The following is a 19,242-nucleotide window of genomic DNA, read 5'->3' on the forward strand; positions in this document are numbered from 1 at the left end:
CTTGCCTTCCCCTGTTCAGTCTCGGGTACGTCTTTTCTCAGGTCAGGCGCTCTCGTCGTAACGGACGCGGTGACACAGCGCGGGAATCTCGCCGGAGGCGAGCTTCGGCAGCACGTCGGGCAGGTCCTCGAAGTCGCACTCGCCGGTGACGAGGGCGTCGAGGGCCGGGTCGGCGAGCAGGTCGAGAGCGACGGCGAGCCGGTCGGCGTAGGTGCGGTTGGGGCGGGCCGGGGAGACGGTGCCGACCTGGCTGCTGCGGATGACGAGCCGCCGGGAGTGGAAGGCCTCGCCGAGCGGCACGCTGACCTGCCGGTCGCCGTACCAGCTCAGTTCGAGCACGGTCCCTTCGGCGGTGAGGAGTTCCAGGGACCGGGCGAGGCCCTGCTCGGTGGCGCTGGCGTGCACCACCAGGTCGCAGTTCCCGTCGGCGTCCTGGGGGGTGGCGAAGCCGACACCGAGCGCCTCGGCGGTCCCCGCGCGGGACGGGTCGGCGTCCACCAGTTGGACGCGGACGCCGGGGAACCGGGCGAGCAGGGCGGCCACCGAGCAGCCGACCATGCCGCCGCCGACCACGGCGATCCGGTCGCCGACCAGGGGCGCGGCGTCCCACAGGGCATTGACGGCGGTCTCCACGGTCCCGGCGAGCACGGCCCGTTCGGCGGGCACGCCGTCGGGCACGGGCGTCACGGCGCTCGCCGGCACGACATAACGGCTCTGGTGCGGGTAGAGGCAGAACACCGTACGGCCGACGAGCGGCTCGGGCCCCTCCTCCACCACGCCGACGCTGAGGTAGCCGTACTTCACCGGGCCCGGGAAGTCGCCTTCCTGGAACGGCGCCCGCATGGCGGTGTGCTGGCTGACGGGCACGCCGCCGCGGAAGACGAGCGTCTCCGTGCCGCGGCTCACGCCGGAGAACAGCGCGCGGACCAGTACCTCGTCCTCGCCGCGTTCCGGCAGGTCGACGTCCCGGATCTCCCCTCGCCCAGGCGAGTCGATCCAGAACGACCGTGCGGTGTGCTTCATCGAAGTCCTCCTGAACGATCGGGAAGCTGCTTGCGTACCGAGGGGTGCACAGGCCGCGCACAAGGTAGCGGCGTTGATCGACTCTGTCACACGGCCGGAGGGTGTTCGGTGGCCCTGAACAACACTTACGACGCGAGGCTCGTACAGCAGGAGACCGCTGTGGGGGCGGGCGTGCAGGTCCTGCTACTGGCCCTGATCGGCACGGCGATCGGGATGGGCCCGGCGGGCTGGCTGAGCGGCCTCGCGTTCGCGATCGCCACCTGGGCGGTGCTCTCCCGGGCCCTGCACCGCTCCCGGCTGCGCTCCTTCGGCGCGGCGAACCGGGTCACCCTCGGCCGGGCCACCCTCGTCGGCGGCGTCACCGCGCTGGTCGCGGACTCCTTCCAGAGCTCGCCGCCCGTGTCGCTGTTCGTCGGGCTGACGGCGGTGGCACTGATCCTCGACGGTGTCGACGGCAAGGTGGCCCGCCGCACGGGCACGTCGACCCCGCTGGGGGCCCGCTTCGACATGGAGGTCGACGCGTTCCTGATCCTGGTGCTCAGCGTGTACGTCTCCATGCGACTGGGCCCGTGGGTGCTGCTGATCGGCGGCATGCGGTACGTCTTCGTCGCCGCCGCCCGTGTCTGGCCCTGGCTGACGGCCGCGCTCCCGCCGAGCACCGCCCGCAAGACGGTCGCCGCGCTCCAGGGCGTGCTCCTGCTGCTGGCGGGCGCCGATCTGCTGCCCCACGCCGCCAACTTCGCGGTCGCGGCCCTGGCGCTGGGCCTGCTGGTGTGGTCGTTCGGGCGGGACGTGCTGTGGCTGTACCGGACCTCGCGGGTCGACGAGGTCCCGGCTCCGCGGCAGGTGCGGGAGCTGGTCGCGGGCTGACCGCCGGATCTGGTCGCGGCCCTCACCCGCAACCGGATCGTCTCCCAGACGCTGTACGTGATGGGCCTGGTGGCGGCCTGCGCGGTCGGCCCGGAAGCCACCCCCCTGAACCGGTCTGCCTGATCCAGTACGGTCAGCGACGCGTCCCGGCACCCACCAGGGTCCGCTCATAAGGGTCGAGCAGCCCGCCCCGGACCTGGGTGGAGACGCCGACGATGATCTGCTGGTGGGCCAGCGGCACGACCGCGTCCGTGCCGAGGACCGCGGCCTCGGCCGCCATGGCGGCGTCCTGCCGCTCGCCCGTGCCGTCGGTCTTGTCGGCCTTCTCGACGGCCCGGTCGACGTTCTTGTCGCACAGCAGGGCGAGATTGTAACCGCCGTCGCAGGTGTAGTCACTGGCGAGGATGCCGACGGGGTCGCCGGTGTCGAGGAGGCTGTTGCGGGCGCCGATGACCGCGTCGAACTTCCCGGCGAGCGCGTCGCTTTCCAGCCGTGAGTACTCCCGCACCTCCAGCTTCACCGTGAAACCCGCCTTCTGGAGCTGCTGTTGCACGACCTGGGCCACCTCGGGAAGCTCGGGCCGGTTGTCGTAGGTGGCGAGGGTGATCCGCGTGCCGTCGGGCCGGGCGGCCTTCGCGCGTCCGGTCGGCTTCACCCGCTTGCTCTCGGCCCAGGTGACGGCGGGACCGTAGATGCCCGCGCCCGGGTCGGCGTACCCCTCGAAGACGCCCTTGACGATGGCGGAGGAGTCGATCGCCGTGCGGGCGGCGGCGCGCAGCTTCGGGTCCTTGAAGGGCCCGGTCCTGGTGTTGAGCTGCAGGCTGGTGGTCCGGGTGGTGCCGGCTTTCTTGAGGGTGGCCTTGTCGAGCGTGGCGGCCTGGGCGACGGGGATCGCCTCGGCGATGTCGACGGCGCCGGTGCGTACGGCGTTGGCGCGTGCGGTGCCGTCCTTGACGAAGCGGGCGTCGACGCCGGAGGCCTGGGCGCGGCCGCCCCAGTAGTCGTCGAAGCGGTCGAGGGCGGCGGAGCCGCCGCCGTTGACCTCGGTGATCTCGAAGGGCCCGGTGGCGGTGCCGACCGGATCGGGATTGCCCGTCTTCCGGTACGCCTTCGGGGAGAGGATCGCCAGGCTCGGGCTGGACAGGCGCATGGGCAGGACGGGATCGGCCGCGGCGGTGGTGACACGTACGCCGCGGCTGCCGTCGGCCTTCGCGCTGAGGGTGACACCGGCGAGAGCGGCGGGCGCGGGCTTCGCCTTCGTCGCGCGGGTGAGCGCGGCGACCACGGCGGACGGTGTGACGTCCGTGCCGTCCTGGAAGGCGGCCTCGCGCAGGGTGAACCGCCAGGTGCGGTCGTTCTCGCGGCGCCAGGACTCGGCGAGCGCGGGGGCCGCGGCGCCGTTGGCGTCCAGGGCGGTCAGCCCCTCGGTGACGCCGAGCCGGCTGAGCAGCGTGGCGTCGGCCCCGTAGGGCGAAAAGTTCTCGGCGGGCGGGAAGGCGAGGGCGACGCGCAAGCGGGAGCCCGGCTGCCCGCCGTCCGACGACGACTCCCCGCCGGGGGAGGCGAAGCAGCCGGCCAGGCACGGGACGAGGGCGAGGGCGGTGAGGAACCGGAGGCGGTTTTTGATGCTCTGGGGACGCACTTGCACAGCATAGGCATCAAGCGGAACACGCCGTTCAACCGGGTGACAGGCACCGGCGGGTGCGCAAGTCCCGGACGGGTCAAGCGATTTGACAGCGGTGGCGATCACTCCCTAAACCTGACCACATGACATCCATTTTCAACAAGGCGAGGCGGCCGTGAGGATCGCGTTCGTGGGCAAGGGCGGCAGCGGCAAGACCACGCTGTCGGCGCTCTTCTCCCGTCATCTGGCGCGCTCCGGCGCCCCGGTCCTCGCCATCGACGGCGACATCAACCAGCACCTGGCCGAGGCGCTCGGCGAGGAGGAGGCGTCCGCCCCTCCCCTGGGCGAGCACCTGGCCTCGATCAAGGACTACCTGCGCGGCACGAATCCCCGGATCAGCTCCCGCGAGGCGATGATCAAGACGACCCCGCCGGGCCGCGGGTCCCGCCTGCTCCGCCCGCTCGGCGACGACGAACTCCACGCCCGTCACGTCGGCCGGGCGGGCGGCGTGCCGCTGATGGTCACGGGCGAGTTCGACGAGTCCGACCTGGGTGTGGCCTGCTACCACTCCAAGCTCGGAGCGGTCGAGCTGTACCTGGGCCACCTGGTGGACGGCCCCGGCGAGTACGTCGTGGTCGACATGACGGCGGGCGCGGACGCCTTCGCCTCCGGCCTGTTCACCCGCTTCGACATCACCTTCCTGGTGGCGGAACCCACCCGCAAGGGCGTCTCGGTCTACCGTCAGTACCGCGACCACGCCGAGCGGTTCGGCATCCGGATCGCGGTCATCGGCAACAAGGTGACCTGCGAGGAGGACCTGCTCTTCCTCAAGGAACAGGTAGGAGACGACCTCCTGACCCACCTGGTCCAGTCCCCCTGGGTCCGCGCGGCCGAACAGGGCCGCATTGAGGGCGGCCTGGACGCACTGGACTCCCTGGAGCCGCACAACCGCCACGCGCTCGCCGTCCTCCGCGAGGCCGTCGACTCCCACCCGCGCGACTGGGACCGGCTCCACCACCACGCCGTCGAGTTCCATCTGCGCAACGCCCGAGCGTGGGCGGACGCCCGCACGGGCGAGGACCTGGCCGCACAGGTGGACCCGGACTACGTCCCGGGCACCCGGCCCGACTCCTGACCTCCTCCCACCCGCTACCGCCCTACCGCCCTACCGCCCTACCGCCAACCAGACAGGACGACACTCCCCATGTCTCTCGACGTCTCCCCGAAGCTCCTCGCCGAAGCCGAGCAGGGCGACATCCGCGAGGAGGACTTCGTGGACACGGTCCGCACGTCCCTCCCCTACGCCTACGACCTCATAGCCTCCCTCGCCTCCGAACTCCACAACGGCCACTCGGAGTTCACGGACAACCAGACCCCTCCCCCGTCCGAACAGGAGCGTGGCCAACTCCTGCGCGCCCTCGCCAGCGACGCGATCCGCACCAGCCTGGAACGCCACTTCGGCATCACCCTGGCCTTCCAGAACTGCCACCGGGTGGCGGCATTCCGCCCGGCGGCGCGGGACGGGGAGACGTACGCGCGCTTCACGTCCGCGCGGTCCCAGATCCTGAACCAGTCGCCGGAGTTCAGGGACTGCTGACCCACCGCACCGGCTACTCGATCCCCGTGGCATCGAGTAGCCGGACCACGTCCTTGCGCCCGTATCCGAGCACTCGGGCGCGGTCGGCGGCCATCAGGACCAAGTGCGCGACGATCTTCGCCGCGTGTCCGCTCTTGTTGTCCGCGTCGAACCGTTCCTGGGGTTTCTCGACACCCATGCTGTTCATCACCAGCCCGTGCTCCCGGCGGATCTCCGCCACCGTTCCGGCGACCGCGTCCATGAGCGTCTTCCCCGGCCGCTCGCACTCCAGGGCGAAGTGACCCCAGTCGACCGGCACGCACCCCTCCGGCGGACGCGTCCGCACCGCCGCGTACCTCTCGTCCCCGAACCCCAGGTCGCGGAACTCGTCGTGCACCAAGGAGAACCGATGGAACCCGGGCGGAACGGGAGGCGGTGGAGGCGTGTACTCCCACCCGGCGTCCTCGTACAACTGCCGCTTCACCTCTTCTTCTTCGGCATGCGTCACGGTGAAGCCGTTGGCCTCGTTGCGCCCCGTCGTCGTGCCGTCGGGGTTGCGGTGGAAGTGCAGGCCCATGGTGTGCTCCCGTTGCCGTGATGACAATGGACGAGAAGTCCCCGTCACCAGCTCGAACGGGCCCCGAAGACAGCCCGTGCCCGCTTCTCCGCAGCACCACCCGATCGCGTGAAAACAGGCGGCGTGGGAACTGGCCGACCAAGCAGGATCGGCGGTTGTTGGGCACCGCATTGGTCAGCGTGGTCATATCGGCGGGATTCTTCGCCGGCGGGCTCACTCCGCTGCTGTCGGACCGCGCGAACCGGCACATCGGGTATCGGGTCATAGTCCCGGTGTCTCTCCTGACGCTCGCCGCGGCACTCGGCCTGAGCGGCCTCGGCCTTGTCTGGGTCACCATCGCCGCGTTCCTGGCCCTGGTCGGGATTCCGGAGATCACCGCCGTGCTCGTGGACAACGCGTTCAACGAGGCAGTGCCCCGTCGCGCCACCGGGCGAGCCTGCTGTCGATGATCGCATTCGTGGAGTCGGCGCTCATCGGCACCGGCTATCTCGTCCTCGGCGCGCTCATGGACGGGCTGGGCTCCAGTGTGGGCATGGCCACCTACGCCGCGGTCCCCCTGCTGGCATGTCTCCTGTGGCTCCCGGTGCTCTTCCGAGGGGCACGGGTGACCACCGAGATCGAGAAGCCCGCCGACCGAAAGGCATTCTGAAACAGACCATCTCGAGCAACGCCCCGCCCGATGGCAGGGGCGTTGCTCGTTGACGTGTCGCTCCCAGTCGGCGACGGAGCTGTCATCGCGAAGATCAGCGCCGAACGGGATGGGAAGAATCGCGCCACTGCGGCAGCTGTGCAGCCTGGACCACCGCGTAATGGTCGGCCTGTGGACGGCGAAATGAGAAGAGGCGCCCGCTGCCCTGAGAGAATGGGATTCTTACGCTTCCATCCGCCGCTCACAGCAAAGCACCTCGCTGGGTGCTGCTGGAGCCGGGGGTGGAGGTGGCGGCGCATCTCGTGCCTGCGGAGCACGGTGGATCGAGCTGTCGGACGGCCGGGGCACGGTGTACGGCGTGTGCCCGCCGTACGGATCGCAGCGGTGCCTGATCGAGCATCGACCGGCGTGCGCGCAGCAGTCGTTGCCGGATCTGTGGCCCTGGCCGGCGGCGCTGCGGAAGGAGAATGCCCGGGCGGCGGACCGGCGAACCGACCCGGAACCGCCTCGCCCGCCGGAGGCGTGGCAGGACGCCGGGCAGGTGCGCGCCGCTCGAGGTGTCGCCCGCCCGAGCACGGCAGAGGGCTCCTCACCCGATCGGGCGGGGCTTCGGCTGTACCTGCCCGGCCCCTTCGCCCCGGCAGGTGGTCGCCCGCTATTCCGGCGGGGTCGGGGTGTCGTGGGTGCGGTACATCGCCTGGACGTCCAGTTCCAGTTGCACCGTCGGGCCGACCACCGCGATGCCCCGGGCCAGCATGGAACGCCAGTTGAGCGTGTAGTCCTCGCGATGCAGCTCCGCGGTCGCCAGGGCCGCGCAGCGCAGTTCCTGCCCGTAGCCGCCGTTGACGGTGCCGAGGTACGTGGTGTCCAGGGACACCGAGCGGCTCACACCGTGCATCGTGAGGGAGCCCAGCAGCGTCCACTTGCTGCCGCCCCGGTAGGCGAAGCGTGCGCTGGTGAAGTCGATGTACGGGAAGCGTTCGACGTCCAGGAAGTCGGCTGACCGCAGGTGGCTGTCGCGGGTGGTGTTGCCGGTGGTGATGCTGGAGGCGTCGATGCGGACGTGCACGCGGGAGTCGGTCATGTCCTGCGCGATCCGGATGCCGCCCTCGAAACGCTCGAAGCGGCCGTGGACATGGGCCATGCCGACGTGCTTGGCGATGAACCGGATCGCGGTGTGCGGCGGGTCGAAGAGCCAGGTCCCGGGCGTCGGCAGCGGCAGCGCCTCGGCGGGTTGCAGCCAGACGCGCTCGGTCGCCGACGGGGCGCCCGCGCCTGTCTCGATCGTCTCGCGGTGCGGTCGCAGGCCCTCCGCGGAGATGAGCAGGCTGTACCGGCCGGGCGGCAGCGCCGCGAGGAAGTAGCCGTACGGGTCGGTCGTGCCGCGGGCGGCGACCCGGTGGGTGTCCAGGGCGGTGACGGTGACGTTCGCGGCCGCCAGGGGCGAGCCCATCGGGTCGACGACCTCGCGGGCGACGGCGCCCGCGCCGGACGGGAGGGGGAGGGCGAGGCCCGCCGCTGCGGCGGAGGTCCTCTTGTGCCACCGGCGCCGGAGCAGTGTGAGGGCCATGTCGTTCACCTTTCTTCGGGTGCGCGGCCGTGCGGCGCGGGTTCAGCGCACGCCGACGGCCGCACCTTGCTGCGGTCACACCCCCTCGTCGATCTTGAAGGACCGGGCTTCGTTGCGGGTGTCTCATTACGAGACAGTCAGGACCGCCCCGCGAAAGCGTCCGCGTGCTCGGCGGCCCACTGGGCGAACGTGCGCGCCGGGCGGCCGGTGACCTTCTCGACGGTGCCGGCGACCGTACGGCCCACCTCCGGGGTGTCCCCGTACGCCATGAGCAGGAAGCCGATGACGTCCTCCGGGAGGCCCGCCGCCCGCCACTGCGCGAGGGCCTGCTCCTCGGTCAGCTCGACCAGGGCGATCTCCCGGCCGACGGCGGCGGCGATCGTCTTCACCTTGTCGCCCACGGTGAGCACTTCGGGGCCGGTGATCACGTACTCCTGGCCGCCGTGGCCCTCCTCGGTGAGCGCGACCGCGGCGACGGCGCCGATGTCGCCCTCGTGGACCATGGCGCTCAGCCGGTCGACGAAGGGTTCCCGCACCTCGCCCGAGGTCACGATTCCCTCCGCCCACTCCAGGGCGTTGGCCATGAACTCGACCGGCATGAGCACGGTCCCGTCCACGCCCTCGTCGGCCCGCACCGCGTCCTCCAGGGGGGTGGGCCCGCCGCCGTGCAGCACCGTGACCCGGCGGACACCGGCCGCGCGGGCCAGTTCCAGGATCCGCGGACCGGTCTCCAGCGGGCTGAAGGCGGCACCGCCGAAGGTGATCAGGTGCAGCCCGGTGATCCCCTCCAGGGCCGGGGCCAGGCTGTCCGGCTCCGTCAGGTCGCCCTCGACGACCTCGACCCCGGCCGGGAAGCCGGCCTTCGCGGCATCCCGCGTGAGGGCGCGCACCTCGTGGCCCCTGGCGAGCAGCTCGGCGACGATCTGACGGCCGACGGTTCCGGTAACGCCGGTGACGAGAATCTTCTGCGTCTGAGTCATGCCTCGACCCTAGGAAGGCTTGCGGTCATCTTCTGTCCGCAAGACCTGGGCGCGTCGGGGCTCTGTCTCCGGTCGCCGGAGTGTCATCGTCGCGGCGGGCGCAGGGCTGTCAGGTCGTCCGGGAGCAACTCCGGGTGGTACGTCGCCAGGGCCGCGCCGCCGAGCCACCAGCCGCGGTGGACCAGGGCTCGGCACAGGCCGGGGTCGAGGCGGTCGAACACGGTCGGGACGAGGGCGAGGTGCCGGCCGTCGAAGGCCGGGTCTTCGGTGAAGGCCGCGCGCCAGCGGCGCAGGGCGTCCGGGCCGTCCGCCGGGAAGTCGGTGGAGAGCTGGACGAGGACTCCCCGGCGGGCACCGCGCGGCGGTTCGCCGTCCGGGCGCGCGGCCCTCGCGTACTCGAAGCGTTCGACGACGGCCCGAGTCCGCAGCGTGGTGCTCTGCCGGTACAGCAGTGAGTTCGCCCGGGCCAGGTCGCGGACCACCGGGACGCGCCCGTACACGCCGGGACGCAGCAGTCCTCCGGCATTGAGGACGCACAGGAAGGTGTGACGGTAGCGGTCCCCGTCGATGGCCTCCAGGCCGGTGTTGTCGTACGTACCACCGTCGAGCAGCGCGGGCGGGTGGGCGGCGCACGGGAAGGGCCCCTGGTCGAGGACGACGGGCGGGAACGCGCCGGGCACCGCGGCGGAGGCCGACACGGCCCGGCTCAGCCGCAGCCGTGTGCCGGCCGTGGGGGCCAGGCCGATGGTGTAGTCGCCGTACACGTCGCGTTCGAAGGTGAAGCGGGCACCGGTGGTCAGGTTGGCCGCGTTGACGATCCAGCGCACCTCCGGGTCCAGCCGCTCCAGTTCGGTCTCCTGGAAGAACCACTCGTCCAGACGCCTGGCCAGGAGGTCCGTGCGGGTCGTGGAGCCGAGGGTCCGCCACAGGCCGCGGACGAGGGCACGCTTGAGGGAACGGGAGGAGACCCGGTCGACGACCGGCGCGATGACCATCTCGTCGACGGCACGCGCGGTGAAGCCCTCCTGCCGCAGCGCGGGCCAGGCGGAGGCCAGACAGCCGTTGGCGATCGAACCGCCGGACACGGAGGAGGAGTACCGCAGCCGGGGCAGCAACCCGGCGTCGGCCAGCAGCCGGACGAAGCCCAGTCCGGCGAGGGTGGCGCGGAATCCGCCGCCGGACAGGGCGAGCGCGACCGGGTGCGCGGCGGCGGGTGGTTCGGCCGGGCGGAGGGCGTCACCGCAGGGACGCGCCGCGAGGCCGGTGCCGACGGCGGGCGAGTCCACGGTCCAGCGCGGATCGGTGGCCTTCACCGCGTCAGCCGGAGGCGCGGAAGGGGCGGGGGCCTGCCGGGAGGTGGTCATGGCCGGTCTCCGATCGTGATGAGGAGCGCTTGCTCGGCGGGCGCCCGGACGACGACGTCGAAGGCGCGGCCCTCGCGCAGTCGCGTCAGTTCCTCCTCGGCGAACGGGATGTGGTTGGTCAGGTGGATGACGTACCCGTCGTCCGGTGCCCGGGACTCGACGAGCCGGCGCAGGGTGTCCTCGTGGGGATGGTGGTGCCGGATGCCGTCGGCGGATATGACGTAGTGGTCGGCCCGCACCTGCTCGAAGAAACCCGCTTCCACGTTGCGGTCGCTGCCGTGGTGCGGCACTTTCAGCAGATCGACGTGGAGGGGTTCCGAGTCGCCGAGCAGTCCCAGTTCGCGCAGCCCGGTCAGGACGCGGTCGCCGCGGGCGTCGCCGGTGAGCAGGGCGGTGCGGCCCTCGTGGCGCAGCAGCAGGACGATGCTGGAGAGGTTCGGCACCGACCCGTCGGTGTACCCCGCGGTGATGATGTCGGGATCGCCGCGCTGTTTCGCCTTGCGCCACCGCTCCTCCAGTTCCTCCAGCGCTGCCTCGTCGGGCGCGACGACCGTGACGTCCAGGTCGTCGAGGGTGGCCTCGGCGCCCACGGTGAGCGGGCCGCCGAACGGGGCGTTGCCGTCCAGGTGCAGAGCGGTGGCCGCGTTGCGGATGTCTCGGCCCTGCTGGTAACTGGACCCGGCCGCCGTGTCGGTGGCGGCGCGTTCGAGCAGTGGCCGGACGGAGGCGCTCAGCCCGGGGACGCGCGTGTCGACGAGTTCCTCCACGGAGTTGAACCACAGGGCGTCCACCGCGTACGGCAGGGCATCTCCGTCCTGTTGGGCCTGCCTCATGTCGCGGAAGAGCCGGACGAGCCCGCCGGCGTGGTCGTCGTCGACGTGGGACAGGCACACGACGTCGAGGTGCGGCGGGTCGCCGCCGTCCGGTCCGCCGAGCTGCCGCAGCCGGCCGCGGAGCGTGGCCCGGTAGACGCCGCCGGGACCGCCGTCGACGAGCATGACCCGCTCGTGGGGTGTGCCCCAGCGGACGAGGAAGCAGTCGCCGTGCCGGGCGTCGAGGAAATCGAAGGTGAGCATGTCGGCTCCTGACTGGTGGACCGAGCCGTCAGACGGACTGGATGGCACGCAGCACGTCGACGAGCCCGTGGCCCTGGAAGTGGCGTTCGCGAGCGAGGTCGGTCGCCGTGGCGCACAGGATGTCCTTCACGCGTTCCGGGCGGCCGAGCAACTCCCGGTGGCGGGCCAGCAGCATGGCAGCGGCTCCGCTGACATGGGCCGCCGCCTGGCTGGTCCCGTGCATGGCGGCGATGCCCTCGCCGGGGATGGGGCCGTCGATGTCCTCCCCCGGTGCCACCAGGTCGGGTTTGGACCGCCCGTCGCCGGTGGGGCCCCGGCTGGAGAAGTAGCTGACGCCGTGGCGGTGCGGGTTGCTGCGGTGGGTGGAGCCGACGGTGATGACGGACTCCGCGTTGCCGGGGTCGGAGATGCTGATGTTCCGGTAGTCGGCGCCCACGGTCCGCGCGGTGCCGGTGAAGCCCGCGTTGCCGGCCGCGGTGACGACCACGACGCCCGACCGCGTCAGACGGTCGCACTCGACGCACACGGGTGTCCACCCGGTGGAGTGGCTGGCGACGTCGTGCGGGACCGAGAGGCTGATGTTGACCCCGGCGACGATGAACCGCCCGGCCTGCTCGTTGATGTGACGGATCGCCTGGAGCGCGGTGACGATGGAGAACTCGTCGCCTCCGCCGTCGTCGTCGAGGACCCGGAAGTCGTAGAGCCGGATGCGCGGGCAGATGCCGCGGAAGTCCAGCTCCGGCCACCAGCCGCCGATGATGCCGGCGATGTGGGTGCCGTGCTGGTCGCCGGGCGGTGGCCGTGGGGGCTGCTCAGGGGACGGGGTGGTGTCGAGGGACGGCAGGGCGGCCACCCAGTTGACGAGGCCGCCCACGAGCACGTCGGCGGAGAGTTTCTCCCGTACGCCGGTGAAGTCGAAGGAGCGGGCGATGCGCGTCTCCAGTTTCCGCGGCGTGGAGCCGGTGGTGTCCCAGTCGTGGAAGGCGGGGTGGCGCGGGTCGATGCCGCTGTCGACCACCGCCCAGCCGATGGAGGCGGTGTCGACCGAGAAGACCTGCTCCGCCGCGTCGGCTTTGATGGTCCGGCGGGACCGTACGACCGCGCCGGTCGCCGGCCGGTTCGTCGTCACGGAGACGACCGGGTACTTCTGTCTCCGGTCCGCCACCCGCCCGGCGGCGTGCGGCCTGCGCACGGGGCCGGTGTCCACGACGACGGCGTCCAGCATGTCGACGAGGACGCCGGTCACGGCCCGTTCACGCCTCGCACCCCGGGCCAGGTCCGGCCGCGCGTCCTCCACGACACGGTGCAGCAGCCTCAGGAGCCAGGTGACGTGGCGGCCGCGCTCCTGCCGCCGCTCCATGCTGTCGTGGATCTCGCTGGTGGCCGGGGTCCTGACGTGTCCGGCGAGGGCTGCTTCGATGCCTTCGGTCCCGCCGCTCAGGGCGAGTTCGTAGGCGACACGCACCGCGCCGGCCAGACTGGTCAGGGGCAGGACGTCGCTGACGAGTTCCTTCAGGGTCAGCTGCGCCGCCACGAAGCTGCCGGCGGCGATCGGACGGCACTTCTCCATCAGCGCGCGGGCCTGGAAACGCTCCAGCACCTGCTCGACTCCGTATTCCTCACGGATCGCGAGGATCAGGTCCTGCCGTCCCGGCTCTCCCGTCCGGGCCACGGCTCCGGGGTCCGGGCCGGCCCCCGGCCCGTCGACGTCCCCCCGCGAGGGCGGCGGCTGGGCGAACGCCAGCCACACGTCGAAGTGCACGGGGCAGTAGGTGGCCCACAGGACAGGTACGGGACCCTCCCCGTAGAACACCGCTGAGAGGTCGGCTGGATCCATGTGGACTCCCCGTGCGCGTGGGTACGGCGCTGCGCGCGTGGCGATGGGAGGCGGCGGTAGCGGCCGAGGGCCTGTTCACCATTTTCCGCCCTGGTCATGGGCGCTGCAACCGCACGGGCCCACCGCGCCGGCACGCCCGGACGGAGGCGTCGGCGACGCCGTGTGCCCCGGATCGTCGTCCGCCGGGGTCCGCACGTGTGGGGCGGTCCGGCGGACACCGGCAGCGCGCTGACGCTGCATCAGACACAGCTATGACGTGTACGAGAAGGTCGGCGCGGGTGCCGACCTGCGGGCCGAGCAGGCCCGTGCGGAGAGCGACGCGGGCACAGCGGGCCGGCCCTCGCCGATGTGGGCGTGGCAGCTGACGACGGCTCCTAAGGGGTCCTCGCACTATGCCCGCCCGGGTCGCGCGGCCTGGCACCGCGCCTCGCCGCGTTGCCGAAACGCCCAGGTAGCTCCGCTACCAGGGCACTCCGGCGCCTTGCGATGCACGGCACCGGACCACGCGACCTGACCGGACGCTCGTAGTGCAAGGACCCCTAAGCCGTCAAGGGCGGCCCTCCCTCGTACGCCGCCCGCAGCACGGCTCGGGCCCCCTCCGCCGTCACCTCCCGCGGGTTGGGGTACGGCTCGCCCGCGACCCGGCCCGCCGCCGGTACCACGTCCCCTTCCTCGAGGCCGAGTCCGGCGAGGGAGCGCGGTGCGCCGAGGCGGCCGGCCAGGTCCCACAGGGCGCGCGGCACGTCGTCGGTGTCGAGGGAGCGGCGCAGTACGGTCAACGCCTGCGGCGCGGCGGGGGCGTTGTAGGCGAGGGCATGGGGCAGGACCACGGTGTGGGTCTCGGCGTGGGGCAGTCCGTAGGTGCCGCCCAGGACGTGACACAGCTTGTGGTGCAGGCCCATGGTGGTGGCGCCGAGGCACGCGCCGCACAGCCACGCCGCGTACAGCGCCCGGCTGCGCGCGTCCAGGTCCTCCGGGGCGGTGGCCAGCCGGGGCAGCGCCCGGGCCATCGCCCGGACGCCCTCCTCGGCCATGACCGACACCAGCGGTGAGGCGTCCGGGGCGTACAGCGCCTCGACGGCGTGCGCGAGGGCGTTGACGCCGCTGGTCACCGTCAGTGGCACGGGCAGGGAGAGGGTGAGCCGGGGGTCGTAGACGACGCTGCGAGGCTGGACGGCCGGGTCGCGGCCGGTGCGCTTGGCGCCGTGCTCGGTCAGGCCCCAGACCGGGGTCATCTCGGAGCCCGAGTAGGTCGACGGGACGGCGATCAGCGGCAGCCCGGTGCGCAGGGCGATCGCCTTGCCGAGCCCGATCGCCGAGCCGCCGCCGACCGCGACGCAGCCGTCCGCCCCGGCCGCCCGTACCGCCGCGACGGCCCGGTCGGCGTCCTCGACGGGTACGTGCATCCGGGCCTCGGCGTGCAGTCCGGCGCAGCGGTCGCCGAGCGCGTCGGCGATCTCCCGGGCGACGGCCTCGCCCCGCCTGCCGCACACCACGAGCAGCCGCCTCAGGCCCAGGCGGGCGGCCTCGTCCGGGGTCGCGGTGACGGCCGCGCCGGGCCGGAACACGACCCGCACGGGACGGGTCTCGTACGTGAACTCATCCTGGAAGGTCATGCGGTGCGCTCCAGGACGAGGTCGAAGTCGGCGTGCCGGAAGGGGTTGGGCGCGCCGAACTCCCGGGCCAGGGACGGATCGTCCGTCTCAGCGAAGTCCTGGACCAGGCTCTGCTTCACGGCGAACACCGCGTCGGAGTCGAGGTGGTCGCCGCCGGCCACGAAGATGTGCGTGATGACGGGGGCGTGGCCTTCGGCCGAGGCGATGAAGTGGATGTGCGCGGGGCGGTAGGGGTGCCGCCCGGTCGCGCGCAGCAGCCCGCCGACGGGACCGTCGGTGGGGATCGGATACGCCGCCGGAACGCAGGTGCGGAACCAGAAGCGGCCCTCCGCGTCGGCCGTGAACAGCCCGCGTCCGTTGCCCGCGGGCTGGACGCCGGGCTGCTGGACGTCGTAGAAGCCGTTGTCGTCGGCCTGCCAGACGTCGACGACGGCGCCGGGCAGCGGTGTGCCGTCCTCGGACCGCACCCGGCCGCTCACTACGCACGGCTCGCCGCCGCCCACCAGGTCGATGTCGTCGCCGAGCGCGCGGACCGGCGACTCGGTCATGTGGAAGGGGCCCAGCACGGTCGACTCGGTGGCGCCGGGCACGTGGTGGCCGTTGACGGTCTCCACGAGCATGGAGAGACCGAGCACGTCCGACAGCAGGACGAACTCCTGCCGGGTGCCGGTGCAGGCCTGCCCGGTCGCCGTCAGGAACGCGATCGCCCGCTCCCACTCCTCCCGCGTCAGCCGTGTCTCCCGTGCGAAGTCGTGCAGGTGACGGATCAGTCCGGTGAGCAGTTCGCGCAGCCGCGGGTCGGCGGTCGCGTGGAGACTGGCGACGGCCTGCTCGGTGACACTGGTCCCGGTCGCGTCGGTGGTCATCCCGGCTCCTCGTCGTCGGCGTCCGCTTCTTCCATGATGGCGCGCACCCAGTCCTCACCCCGATCCCGGTCAGCGGTGTGAAGCGGCCCCGGCCGACCGTGTCGAGCGAGGCATGGTGGGCGAAGGGGCAACGCTCACCCCCGCAGTTGTTTCCCGTTCAACCGGACCGGCTACCGTGGGCTGTGCCGTGACCACCACAGATCCCTCCCCCACAGCCACTGCCCGGCCCTCGCTGCGTCTCGCCCGTGAGCGGTTCCTGTCGGGGTCTCCGCTCCCCGCAGGCGTGCCGGAGGAGGTCGTCGCGGCGTGGCGGCGGGCCCGGTTCTTCGGCGTGCCGCACGACTTGAAGGAACCGGCGGCTGATCCCGTACGCCCTCTGGAGTCGGCGCTGCTCGGTGCCGCCCGGCCCGTGCTCGACCGGGTCGTCCCCGCCCTGGGCCCGGACCGGTCGCTGCTCGTGCTGACCGACGAGCGGCTGCGCGTCCTGTGGACGGCGGGGAGCGCCCCGGGGCTCGAGGCGTGGACGGTCCTGGCGGAGCAGGAGGTCGGCAACAACAGCGCCGCCCTCGCCCTGCGCACCCGAGGCCGGGCCGAGGTGCACGGACCCGAGCACTTCCTCGACCGGTGGCAGGACGTGTCCGCGGTGAGCGTCCCGGTGCTCGGTCCCGAGAACGGGCAGGTGCTCGGCACGCTGACGGTCGCGTCGCCCCTGTGCACGGCGCGGGGGCCGCATCCGCAGGCGGCGCTGGCCGAGGCCGCCGCCGCGGGGGTCGAGTCGGAGTTGCGGGCGCGGGCGGGACGGGCCGAGCGCGTGTTGCTGGACGCGTATCTGCGGGCGGTGCGGGGGCAGGACCGGGCCGTGGCGGCTCTCGACGGTCGGCACCGGTTGATCAGCGACGCGGCACGGCGGCTGCTGACGCCCGAGGTCCTCGGAGTGCTGGAGCGTACGGCGGTCGGCGCCCGGGACACGGACGTCACGGGCTCCGCGGAGTTGCCGGAGGGCGCAGGGTGCACCGCGCGGATCACTCCGGTGTGTCAGGACGGCACGGCCATCGGGGTCGTGGCCGTCCTGGAACCGCTCGACGATCCGGCGGCGCCCTCGGCCTCTTCCCCGCCGGTCGCTCTGACCGGCTCCTCGGTCCCGTGGCGGCACGCCGTCGGACGCGCCGTCGAGCTGGCCCGCTCCCGGGAGCCGATGCTGCTGACCGGGGAGCGTGGAACCGGCAAGTCCGCACTCGCCCGGGAGCTTCTCGGCCCGGGCCCCGTCCAGGTCGCCGACGCGGCACAGGACACCGGCCTCGACCGGGCCCTGTCCGCCTGGCCGGCCGAACGCCCACTCCTGCTCCGCCACGCCGAGCGCCTCGCGCAGCCCGGCGTTGCCGCGCTCAACTCGCTGCTCGACACGCACCCGGACACCCGGCTGCTGGTCACCTGCACGCCGGGCGCCCCGGTCGGCCCCTGCCTGCAGCGTCTGCTGGACAAACTGTCCGCCCGCTCGGCGATCCTGCCCCCGCTGCGGGAACGCACCGAGGACATACGGGAACTGCTGCCGGCCCTGACCCCCCGGCCGGCGCCCGGACAGCCGCCGCTGACCTGGACGCTGGACGCCCTGCGCGCACTCGAGATGTACGCGTGGCCCGGCAACGTCACCGAGCTGGCCCATGTCGTCCGCGCTCTGGCCGAGCAACGGCGGCTGTCGGGGCCGGTCCGCCGGGCGGAGCTTCCGGACGCCGTCCGGGAAGGTCCGGCCTCGCGCCCGCTCAGCCCGATGGAGCACGCCGAGCGTGCCGCGATCCTGGAGGCACTGCGCCGCCACGGCGGCAACAAGGCCAGTGCGGCGGCGGCGCTGGGGATCGGCAGGGCGACGCTGTACCGCAAGCTGCGGGGCTACGGGGACTGAGCGGCGACGCGCAACAGCTCGGGCGGGCCGGGAAGATCCCGACCCGCCCGAGCTGGTCTGTCTGTGTCTGTGTCCGAGGGGGGACTTGAACCCCCACGCCCGATAAAGGGCACTAGCACCTCAAGCTAGCGCGTCTGCCATTCCGCCACCCGGACGAGGTGTCCGCCGCCTTGCCAGGAGTGTTCCCCGCGGCGACATGGACAACAATACCAAGGTTTCGGAGTGCCTTTCACCTGCGTTTCCGTCCGCCGGGCGGGGGTCCGGGACCTCGCGCCGCGATACCTCTAGGGTCGCACCATGAGTGACTGGCTGGTTACGCAGAGCTCCTCGGGCGGTCGTCGCCCGCGCGCGCTGTCGCCGCTCAGGGAGCATCTGCGGGACACGTTCTGGTTCGCCCCCACCGCGGCGATGGTGGGCGTCTTCGTGGTCTGGGTGGGGGCGGAGGCGCTCGACGCGGCCATCGTCGAAGCCCTCCAGGAGGACCGCGACTACGACACGCTCGAGGAGCTGCTGCGCTTCGCCGAGGACGCGAAGGCGGTGGTGAGCGCGGTCGGCTCGGCGATGATGACCTTCATCGGCGTGGTCTTCAGCATCTCGCTGGTGGCCGTGCAGATGGCGAGCGGGCAGTTCACCCCGCGGGTGGTGCGGCTCTTCGTCCGGAGCCGGATCACCAAGGCGACCTTCGCGGTGTTCCTGGCGACGTTCGTGCTGTCCCTGCTGGTCCTGACCGCCTTCGACAGCGCCGACGACCCCCGTACCGTCACGTCGGTGCCCCTGGTGCAGTCCGTCCTCACGCTCTGCATGGTGGCGCTGAGCCTGCTGCTCTTCGTGCTGTACGTGAACAGCACCCTGCGGCTGATGCGGATCAGCCATGTGATCGCGCGGATCGTCACGGAGTCCTTCCGGGTGGCGGCCTCGATGCCCGTGCCGGTGAGCGGACAGGACGCCGCCGTCCTCGGTCCGGTGACCGCGTCGGTGCCGCACGAGGGCCGGGCCGGGGTGCTGCGCGACGTGCACATCGCGCGGCTGGTGCGGGTGGCGCGCAAACACGGGGTCGTGCTGCGGCTCCTCCCGCGCATCGGGGACTTCGTTGTGCCGGGTATGCCCGTACTGGCCGTCCACGGCGGACCGGCGCCGCCGCTCAGGGCGCTGCGCCATGCGATCTCCGTGGGGGTGGAGCGTACCTACCACCAGGATCTCGGCTTCGGGTTGCGGCAGTTGTCCGACATCGCGCTGCGCGCCCTGTCGTCCGCGATCAACGATCCGACGACGGCCGTCCATGCTCTGGACCGTATCGTCCAGTTCCTGGCCGCGCTGAGCCGGCGACCGCTGGACGCCGCGCTGCACCGGGACCGGGGTGGTGCGGTGCGGCTGGTGCAGCCCGTGCCGGGATGGACCGAGCTGGTGGATCTGGGGTTCACGGAGGTGCGGGGGTGCGCCTTCGGGAGTCCGCAGGTGTGTCGCCGCATGCTGGCCGGCATGGACGACCTGCTCCGGCTCGCGCCACCGGAACGCCGCGAGCCCCTGCTGCGCCACCGCGAACTCCTCCGGCAGGCGGTCGACCTGGCTGCTCCGACCCCGGCGGACCGCGCGTTCGCGCTGCGCCCGGACCGCCAGGGGATCGGCTGACCGGAGTCTCGGCGGACCTGCGCCTCGGCGATGTCCACCGCGGGGGTGTGGAAGGCCACATCAGCCTCCGATGCCCGCGGTGCAC

15 protein-coding genes, 1 tRNA gene and 2 pseudogenes are annotated in these 19,242 nt (G+C 72.4%); 7 read left to right on the forward strand and 11 right to left on the reverse strand.

All coding sequences use genetic code 11. From position 1 onward, the window contains the following. Positions 1-42 precede the first annotated feature (42 nt). On the reverse strand, positions 43-1,023 hold the full coding sequence (locus ACWD1U_RS10880; protein WP_451106356.1) for a zinc-dependent alcohol dehydrogenase: 981 nt from the start codon (positions 1,021-1,023) through the stop codon (positions 43-45). 108 nt (positions 1,024-1,131) lie between these two features. On the opposite strand from ACWD1U_RS10880, the gene ACWD1U_RS10885 reads away from it, so the two are divergent. Further along, positions 1,132-1,893, forward strand: coding sequence for a CDP-alcohol phosphatidyltransferase family protein (locus ACWD1U_RS10885; protein ID WP_451106358.1), 762 nt, complete (start codon positions 1,132-1,134; stop codon positions 1,891-1,893). A gap of 133 nt (positions 1,894-2,026) precedes the next feature. Here the strand turns inward: ACWD1U_RS10885 and ACWD1U_RS10890 are convergent, their stop codons facing one another. Next, positions 2,027-3,541, reverse strand: a complete 1,515-nt coding sequence (locus tag ACWD1U_RS10890) for an ABC transporter substrate-binding protein (protein ID WP_451106360.1) — start codon at positions 3,539-3,541, stop codon at positions 2,027-2,029. Between the two features lie 151 nt (positions 3,542-3,692). Between ACWD1U_RS10890 and ACWD1U_RS10895 the strand changes: the two genes are divergently transcribed. Continuing rightward, entirely contained in the window at positions 3,693-4,652 is a 960-nt protein-coding gene (locus ACWD1U_RS10895; protein WP_451106362.1) for an ATP-binding protein, read from the forward strand. Between the two features lie 69 nt (positions 4,653-4,721). After that, a complete protein-coding gene (locus ACWD1U_RS10900) occupies positions 4,722-5,114 on the forward strand; it encodes an SCO5389 family protein (protein ID WP_451106364.1) in 393 nt (130 codons plus the stop codon). Positions 5,115-5,127: 13 nt separating this feature from the next. On the opposite strand, the gene ACWD1U_RS10905 is transcribed toward ACWD1U_RS10900, so the two are convergent. Beyond that, positions 5,128-5,670: a hypothetical protein gene (locus ACWD1U_RS10905; RefSeq protein WP_451106366.1), complete on the reverse strand. Its 543-nt coding sequence runs from the start codon at positions 5,668-5,670 to the stop codon at positions 5,128-5,130. A 161-nt stretch (positions 5,671-5,831) separates the two neighbouring features. Between ACWD1U_RS10905 and ACWD1U_RS10910 the strand changes: the two are divergent. Next, positions 5,832-6,319: pseudogene (locus tag ACWD1U_RS10910) on the forward strand (MFS transporter); the annotation flags it as partial. 358 nt (positions 6,320-6,677) lie between these two features. Further along, a pseudogene (locus ACWD1U_RS10915) lies at positions 6,678-6,755 on the forward strand (DUF6083 domain-containing protein); the annotation flags it as partial. A 219-nt stretch (positions 6,756-6,974) separates the two neighbouring features. Here the strand turns inward: ACWD1U_RS10915 and ACWD1U_RS10920 are convergent. From ACWD1U_RS10920 to ACWD1U_RS10950, 7 genes are all read right to left on the reverse strand, one after another. Further along, positions 6,975-7,889 carry a YceI family protein gene (locus tag ACWD1U_RS10920; protein WP_451106368.1) on the reverse strand — a complete coding sequence of 305 codons (915 nt, stop codon included), beginning with the start codon at positions 7,887-7,889 and terminating at the stop codon, positions 6,975-6,977. Between the two features lie 137 nt (positions 7,890-8,026). Continuing rightward, positions 8,027-8,869 carry an NmrA family NAD(P)-binding protein gene (locus tag ACWD1U_RS10925; protein ID WP_451106370.1) on the reverse strand — a complete coding sequence of 281 codons (843 nt, stop codon included), beginning with the start codon at positions 8,867-8,869 and terminating at the stop codon, positions 8,027-8,029. Between the two features lie 83 nt (positions 8,870-8,952). Beyond that, on the reverse strand, positions 8,953-10,233 hold the full coding sequence (locus ACWD1U_RS10930) for a patatin-like phospholipase family protein (protein WP_451106372.1): 1,281 nt from the start codon (positions 10,231-10,233) through the stop codon (positions 8,953-8,955). Next, entirely contained in the window at positions 10,230-11,309 is a 1,080-nt protein-coding gene (locus ACWD1U_RS10935) for a ComEC/Rec2 family competence protein (RefSeq protein ID WP_451106373.1), read from the reverse strand. Before ACWD1U_RS10935 ends, ACWD1U_RS10930 begins: the two co-directional genes overlap by 4 nt. Positions 11,310-11,337: 28 nt before the next feature. After that, complete coding sequence (locus ACWD1U_RS10940; protein ID WP_451106375.1) at positions 11,338-13,146, reverse strand: S8 family serine peptidase; 1,809 nt, start codon at positions 13,144-13,146, stop codon at positions 11,338-11,340. A 539-nt stretch (positions 13,147-13,685) separates the two neighbouring features. Next, complete coding sequence (locus tag ACWD1U_RS10945; RefSeq protein ID WP_451106377.1) at positions 13,686-14,762, reverse strand: maleylacetate reductase; 1,077 nt, start codon at positions 14,760-14,762, stop codon at positions 13,686-13,688. Next, the gene (locus ACWD1U_RS10950) at positions 14,759-15,628 is read right to left on the reverse strand and encodes an intradiol ring-cleavage dioxygenase (protein WP_451106379.1); all 870 of its coding nucleotides are present in this window, start codon (positions 15,626-15,628) and stop codon (positions 14,759-14,761) included. The genes ACWD1U_RS10945 and ACWD1U_RS10950 overlap by 4 nt, the downstream gene beginning before the upstream one ends. 187 nt (positions 15,629-15,815) lie before the next feature. On the opposite strand from ACWD1U_RS10950, the gene ACWD1U_RS10955 reads away from it, so the two are divergent. Beyond that, positions 15,816-17,528 (forward strand): sigma-54-dependent Fis family transcriptional regulator, encoded by a 1,713-nt coding sequence (locus ACWD1U_RS10955; protein ID WP_451106381.1) that lies wholly within the window; start codon positions 15,816-15,818, stop codon positions 17,526-17,528. Between the two features lie 70 nt (positions 17,529-17,598). On the opposite strand, the gene ACWD1U_RS10960 is transcribed toward ACWD1U_RS10955, so the two are convergent. Next, positions 17,599-17,683, reverse strand: a tRNA-Leu gene (locus ACWD1U_RS10960). A gap of 142 nt (positions 17,684-17,825) precedes the next feature. On the opposite strand from ACWD1U_RS10960, the gene ACWD1U_RS10965 reads away from it, so the two are divergent. Continuing rightward, positions 17,826-19,157 (forward strand): DUF2254 domain-containing protein, encoded by a 1,332-nt coding sequence (locus ACWD1U_RS10965; RefSeq protein WP_451106383.1) that lies wholly within the window; start codon positions 17,826-17,828, stop codon positions 19,155-19,157. Positions 19,158-19,242 lie beyond the last annotated feature (85 nt).

It is taken from the genome of Streptomyces sp. NPDC002788, from assembly GCF_053592115.1.

Bases quoted from the DNA above. Each gene is read 5' to 3' on its own strand.
- ACWD1U_RS10880 (WP_451106356.1), bottom strand. From the start codon at position 1,023: ATGAAGCACACCGCACGGTCGTTCTGGATCGACTCGCCTGGGCGAGGG.
- ACWD1U_RS10900 (WP_451106364.1), top strand. From the start codon at position 4,722: ATGTCTCTCGACGTCTCCCCGAAGCTCCTCGCCGAAGCCGAGCAGGGC.
- ACWD1U_RS10905 (WP_451106366.1), bottom strand. From the start codon at position 5,670: ATGGGCCTGCACTTCCACCGCAACCCCGACGGCACGACGACGGGGCGC.
- ACWD1U_RS10920 (WP_451106368.1), bottom strand. From the start codon at position 7,889: ATGGCCCTCACACTGCTCCGGCGCCGGTGGCACAAGAGGACCTCCGCC.
- ACWD1U_RS10925 (WP_451106370.1), bottom strand. From the start codon at position 8,869: ATGACTCAGACGCAGAAGATTCTCGTCACCGGCGTTACCGGAACCGTC.
- ACWD1U_RS10930 (WP_451106372.1), bottom strand. From the start codon at position 10,233: ATGACCACCTCCCGGCAGGCCCCCGCCCCTTCCGCGCCTCCGGCTGAC.
- ACWD1U_RS10935 (WP_451106373.1), bottom strand. From the start codon at position 11,309: ATGCTCACCTTCGATTTCCTCGACGCCCGGCACGGCGACTGCTTCCTC.
- ACWD1U_RS10940 (WP_451106375.1), bottom strand. From the start codon at position 13,146: ATGGATCCAGCCGACCTCTCAGCGGTGTTCTACGGGGAGGGTCCCGTA.
- ACWD1U_RS10945 (WP_451106377.1), bottom strand. From the start codon at position 14,762: ATGACCTTCCAGGATGAGTTCACGTACGAGACCCGTCCCGTGCGGGTC.
- ACWD1U_RS10950 (WP_451106379.1), bottom strand. From the start codon at position 15,628: ATGACCACCGACGCGACCGGGACCAGTGTCACCGAGCAGGCCGTCGCC.
- ACWD1U_RS10965 (WP_451106383.1), top strand. From the start codon at position 17,826: ATGAGTGACTGGCTGGTTACGCAGAGCTCCTCGGGCGGTCGTCGCCCG.